We start from the raw sequence: 1,587 nt of genomic DNA on the forward strand, positions 1-1,587 counted from the left end.
TTTGGCTCTGGTGGACCGCCGATTCTAACCGGTCATCAGCACCCCGCAAGCAGCCAAAGCCCACACCGCAGGACACAAAACTCAATCCTGTCCCCAAAGACCAAGCATTCCAACATCTCAAAAACAGTCCGCATGGCTCCGGCCAGCGGGCTGTTTTGCGTAGGTGGATCCGCTCAGCTCATGCTCGCTCACCGAGCGCAGGCCCGCGAGTATCGTCGGCCCCGAGCACCAAAAGCCCACCCAGCCCGGACGAGAATGCCAAGCTTCTCACGCCAACCAAATCAAAACGTCGCATGGATCCACCCCGCGGGCGTTTTGCGTAGGCGCCTGACCCGTGGCGCCGGCGCCAAAATCTGGAACCCGAACCGAATCATTCATCCCAATCGGCGCCTGGCGCGATAATCGCGTTGATGAAATTCATCGATCGCAGCCGATGAGGGCGCCAAAGAGCGCGCGACGCGTCTTGCGAACCGTTCGAAACCAAACGCGAGATAAATTTAGCCGGTTGGGTTTTAATTCAGCCGGCTTCTCCCGAATCGCGTGCGCGCAGGTCTTGGGTCGCCTCACACGGCCAATCCCGGACCGGGCATGCAGTGTCTCCATGCGCTTTATCGCTACCGAATGGGCGAGGGCTGATTCTCTCGGCGAATCGCAAGGCCGAAACCGCCTGCCGGATCAGCCGAGGTTGCCAATGATTGCCATCTATTGCTACACCTGTCGCGCGGCGCCATATTTCCCCAGGAGGTTGCCATGCCCAATTACGCTCTGAACGACCATTATGAGAGCTTCATCCGGAAACAGCTCGAATCAGGCCGCTACAACAATGCCAGCGAGGTCGTCCGCGCCGGCCTGCGCATGCTCGAGGATTTCGAGGCGGAGCGGGAAAAGTGGCTGCGCGAGGAAATTCCGGGCCGTCTGACCGAGCTCCGGCAGGATCCGACGAAGGGCATTCCAGCCGAAACGGTCTTTTCCACGCTTGAGGCGCGCCATCGCGCGAAGCAGGCGAAAGCCAAGTAGGCAATGGAGTATCGGATTGTCTTTCATCCCGCCGCCCAGGCAGAACTCGAACAGCTCTACGACGACATAGCCGAACGGGCGTCGCCGGCGATCGCCTGGAATTTTGTCGTGGGCATCAAGGAGCATTGTCTCGGCCTATCGACTTTTCCACAGCGCGGTACGGAGCGGCTCGAGATCATGCCTGGCTGCGGATTGTTGGCTACCGGCGGGCGGTCAGCATCGCCTTTGCGGTCGAGGACGAGCAGGTGCTGATCCTGGGCATCTTCTATGCCGGCCGAAACATCACACCGGAATTGCTGGAGGATCGGCGCTGAAAGCCGCTCGGGCGAGGTCCGTGGGCATGTCGGCGGGCAGCCGTCTTTCAAAGCGAAGCCGTGCTCACCATGGGGGCCGAAGCGAGCATCCCTGGCGTGACTAACCGCGGGAAGCGGCGTGGAAACTCAGCCTAGCCAACTCATGAATCTAGGCGCCGTGGATATCTCCACGAGAAATCGAAAAAACATCGCAGATCGGTGTTGACAGTTTTGGTAGGTGGCGACTATATACGCCTCACGAACGAGGGCGGTGCGC

Annotated in this window: 1 protein-coding gene and 1 pseudogene; both read left to right on the plus strand. The window is 60.0% G+C overall.

What is annotated here, in order from left to right; all coding sequences use genetic code 11:
* Positions 1-750 precede the first annotated feature (750 nt).
* Complete coding sequence (locus FJ948_RS30185) at positions 751-1,017, plus strand: type II toxin-antitoxin system ParD family antitoxin (protein WP_140710976.1); 267 nt, start codon at positions 751-753, stop codon at positions 1,015-1,017.
* Positions 1,018-1,020: 3 nt separating this feature from the next.
* Positions 1,021-1,331 (plus strand): annotated as a pseudogene (locus tag FJ948_RS30190) (type II toxin-antitoxin system RelE/ParE family toxin).
* Positions 1,332-1,587 lie beyond the last annotated feature (256 nt).

The organism is Mesorhizobium sp. B2-3-12, from assembly GCF_006442205.1.
Lineage (GTDB): Bacteria > Pseudomonadota > Alphaproteobacteria > Rhizobiales > Rhizobiaceae > Mesorhizobium.

Bases quoted from the DNA above. Each gene is read 5' to 3' on its own strand.
- FJ948_RS30185 (WP_140710976.1), top strand. From the start codon at position 751: ATGCCCAATTACGCTCTGAACGACCATTATGAGAGCTTCATCCGGAAA.